Origin of the sequence: Achromobacter sp. SIMBA_011, assembly GCF_046535435.1 — a bacterium.
Taxonomy (GTDB): domain Bacteria; phylum Pseudomonadota; class Gammaproteobacteria; order Burkholderiales; family Burkholderiaceae_B; genus Achromobacter; species Achromobacter dolens.
Map to the genome: position 1 here is coordinate 1 of NZ_JAWRWN010000377.1, position 275 is coordinate 275.

The window sequence follows — 275 nt, forward strand, 5'->3', positions numbered from 1 at the left end:
ATCGAACATGTTGTGCGTCAGCGCGATCGCGGTGCCCATCGCGATCGCCTCGCGCGAGAACAGCGACAGTTCCATCCCGGCGTTGCCCTGCGTGATGCCGTCGCACATCGCCGGCACGCCGCCCGCGAACTGCGCGACGCCGCCGTTCTCGCGCGCGGCGGCCTTGATGATGTCGGGGAAATCCTTGTACGGCGCGTGTGCGGACAGCATCTCGTTGTACGAGGACACGATGCCGATATTCGGCTCGCGGATTGCCTTGATCTGGAACTTGTCGC

1 protein-coding gene is annotated in these 275 nt (G+C 64.7%); it reads right to left on the minus strand.

Going from position 1 to position 275, the window contains the following annotated elements; translation table 11 throughout:
* Positions 1 to 275, minus strand: a 275-nt coding sequence (locus SB816_RS31365; RefSeq protein WP_410548162.1) for a dihydroxy-acid dehydratase, incomplete at both ends; no start/stop codon positions are given.